Here is a 3,766-nt window from a genome sequence, read left to right as displayed (position 1 = left end):
CTGGAACCCCGCTATGGCAAATAAATACGGTGTCGTTTTAGGCGAAGAAGCCAACGCCCGTAAGAAAAATATTATGCTTGCTCCAGCATTTAATATTTGTAGAATGCCACTTTGTGGCCGTACTTATGAATATTATTCTGAAGATCCTTACCTCAATGCGCAATTAGCTGTACAGGCTGTGAAAGGTATTCAAAGTCAGCATGTGGCAGCTTGTGTCAAACATTTTGCGGCAAATAATCAAGAGGTTGATCGTAATACCATAGATGCAATAGTAGATGAACGTGCATTGCGTGAGATTTATTTTCCTGCATTTAAAGCTGCAGTGCAAGAAGGAAATGCTTATGTAGTAATGTCGGCATATAATAAACTAAATGGTTATTGGTGTTCCGAAAATAATTTCTTATTAAACACTGTTTTAAAAAAAGAATGGGGCTTTAAAGGAATTGTAATGTCCGACTGGGGAGGGACACATCATACTGTTGCGGCAGCAAATGCAGGTCTCGATATTGAAATGGGCTCCAGCGGACCTTATAATAAATGGTATTTTGCTGATCCTTTGCTTGCTGCAGTAAAAGCCGGTAAAGTTTCAGAAAAAACAATAGACGATAAAGTCAGAAGGATTTTGTGGGTGATGTATCATACTTCTATGAGCGCCAATCACCCCGAAGGAAGTATTGCCACTCCAGTACACAGTAAAGCGGTATATGATATTGCATCTGAATCGATTGTTTTATTAAAAAATGATGCACATTTATTGCCTTTAAATAGTAAGAAAATCAAAAGCATCGCTGTAATCGGTGACAACGCTACACGTACTTTTGCTTTAGGTGGTTATGGAGCTGGGGTAAAAGCTAAATTCGAAATTACTGCATTGGAAGGAATCAAATCTAGATTTGGTAGTACTGCCGAAATTAAATTTGCCCAAGGATATAAAGCGAACTATTTAGCAAGCAATACAGATGCACAAAATGCTGGTTTTGATGAGCCGAATCAATATCTAATAGACCAAGCGGTGGCACTTGCAAAAACTACCGACATTGCCATTTTATGTATAGGCTCCAACAGAGAATATGAAAGTGAGGGGCATGACCGTAAAAATCTTGAACTTCCTTTTGGAGAGCAAGCTTTGGTGGATGCGGTAACCGCTGCAAATCCAAATACCATCATTGTTATAATGGCTGGTGCGCCCTATGATTTGGGCAAAATAAAAAAGGAAAGCCATACAATCGTTTGGTCATGGTTCAATGGCTCGGAAGCGGGCAATGCCCTGGCTGATGTATTAAAAGGTGTTATTGACCCTTCCGGAAGATTACCTTTTACCTTCCCGGCTTCTTTACATGATTCACCTGCTTTTTGGCTGGGCACTTATCCGGGTAAGAATCTTACTACACATTATAAAGAAGGAATATTGGTAGGCTATCGTTGGTATGATACCAGGAAAATAAAGCCGCTATATTGTTTTGGTTATGGACTATCTTATGCCGGTTTTGCTTATTCAAAATTGTTTACCGATAAGAAAAAATACAAAGCCGGAGATAAAATATCAGCAACTATAACTGTTAAAAACACTGGTCAAGTAGCAGGTAAAGAAGTTGTGCAATTATACGTAAGTAAAGTAAAATCAGCCGTGTTAAGACCTAAGAAAGAATTGAAAGCATTTAAAAAAGTTTTGGTGGAACCGGGTAAATCGGTAAATGTATCATTGATAATTGACGTTAATAACCTTGCCTATTTTAGTGATGCGGCTCATAAATGGGTTCTTGAGCCAGGAAAATATAAAATATTGGCAGGGGCATCTTCCAGAGATATCAGACAAGTGGCATCTTTCAAAGTGGGAAATTAAGTGGTCTACTAAATATGAAATGATGTACAGCGTACCAAAAAAACGACTTTGACCTTGCAGAAGGTTTTAATTAAAACAGCAGTTGTATTCTTAAAATTAGTCAATAGACAATCTGTCTGTATTAAATTAAACAGGAATGAAAACAAAAAATTAAAAAAATGAAACTTCTCTTTTTGAAAGTAACTCTTATTTTTAATTTGCTAATAGGATTTTATTTATCCTCTTTCGCAAATTCAAGAGATACTATTCAGCAAATAGATTTGCCTATTTGGAAAGAACCTAAAGGTGTTGTCGCTACCGAATTTTTTCTAGGCTATGGTAAAATAGTGAGATCTGGTTGGGGGAATTATTCTCCAAATGAGCGAAAATATTTCTCGAAGGTTTTACCTGCTTTATTTAAGAGAACTTTGGTTTTAGATTCTATAACGGGAGATAGAGGTCTAAAATGGATATTTACAGGACCCAGAGAAGGGTTTTATGTCATCGTTAAAAATAATAAAATTGAGTTTTATAAACAGTATTATGATTCTTATGGATTCAATATTGGAAAAACAAACCTGCCCATATATCCCCAATCTGACGCTGATACTATTTCTCTAATTTCAAACAGACCTGTAAAAGCCATAACTGTTGAAATGAATTATAAGTTTGGACTTAATATTTATTTAAATGGGAAAGAGGTTATACATCAAATCTTCATTGAAGATATTCGCAGAAATCAGATACACCTTACCGGGAATGAAGGAACACTTGTTGCAAGAATTTTACAGCCCAAAGCTTTGGAGGCGAGTGTGAGTGTGAATCCTGGTAAGATATATCAAAAAATGCTTGGTTGGGGAGGCACAACTGCACCAACAGCTTACAACGAGTTGAGCGATGCAGGTAAAGCTATGTGGTGGAAATACATAAAAGAATACAATTTGCTTTGTCAGCGAGAATACCCGGTTGGGGGCGAACTAAATTATAATCTGGATAATTGGGATAGCTTAAATTATGCTAAGGCACATTATTACGGGGATAATTTTCCAGATGGAGAAATGTCTGATTTTGGATATAACAAAAGGATTCAAAACTTGGGTGGGTTTGTAATATTTGAATTTTGGGATTTTCCTAATTGGATTGGAGATAATACAAAAGAATATACCAGAGCGATAATTGGTTATTGTAGAGAGGCTGTTAAGAAGACGGGGAAAGCCCCTCAAATAGTGGGTATTCAAAATGAGATTGATATGTCGGAGGAGCTCATCAAGAAATTCGTACCGGCATTACGCAAAGCTTTAGATGAATCTGGTTTTGCAAAAGTCAAAATACATATGGCAAATGCAGGGAATATAGGGCTGGCTTTAGAGCGGGCATCTAAATATACTCGAAACCGCAGCGTCTGGAATAGTATTGATTATAGTGCATCTAATGAGTATGACTATCAGACTTATTTCACTAATCCTGATGGTTATGATTCCATATTATCGCAATGGCACAATCAAGTGAACCGACCCTTTCTTGCAGTAGAAGTATGTGTGAATAATACTAAATATCAAACGGATAGCTATCGTGTTGCTTTAGCTATGGGGCAATTATATCAAAAAAATCTTACGATTGCGGATGCAAAACTTATAGGATATTGTTGGAATTTGATAAATATTGAACAGCCAAGTTTTGGAGAAACCCGCTCACTTTTTGTTACTAGTCCGCAGAATGGTTTTATCCCCGTTCCATCCTCTGACCAATTGCGCGTTTTTGGAGCTTACTCTCGAAGAATAAAAGCTGGAATGACTCGTATTGAAACTGAATCTTCAAATAAAGGATTAAAAATAGTGGCATTTAAAGGTGAAAATGGGTTAGCTACAATGGTTGTTTTAAATCGGTCGCTCCATCCAATTAATCTTAAAATAAACTGGGCAAATGTGGAGTTTACCGAGATGG

General features: G+C 36.9%; 2 protein-coding genes. Both read left to right on the top strand.

Annotated elements, in window-relative coordinates; all coding sequences use genetic code 11:
• The coding region (locus ACQR30_RS12490; protein WP_429735580.1) for a glycoside hydrolase family 3 C-terminal domain-containing protein at nucleotides 1-1,843 on the top strand (1,843 nt) is incomplete at its 5' end.
• A 158-nt stretch (nucleotides 1,844-2,001) separates the two neighbouring features.
• A partial coding sequence (locus ACQR30_RS12485) for a glycoside hydrolase family 30 beta sandwich domain-containing protein (protein WP_429735578.1) occupies nucleotides 2,002-3,766 on the top strand: 1,765 nt, incomplete at its 3' end.

Origin of the sequence: Arachidicoccus sp., from assembly GCF_050436765.1 — a bacterium.
Lineage (GTDB): Bacteria > Bacteroidota > Bacteroidia > Chitinophagales > Chitinophagaceae > Arachidicoccus.
Note: the sequence above shows the minus strand (reverse complement) of the source record. Positions and strands in the feature narration are given on the sequence as shown.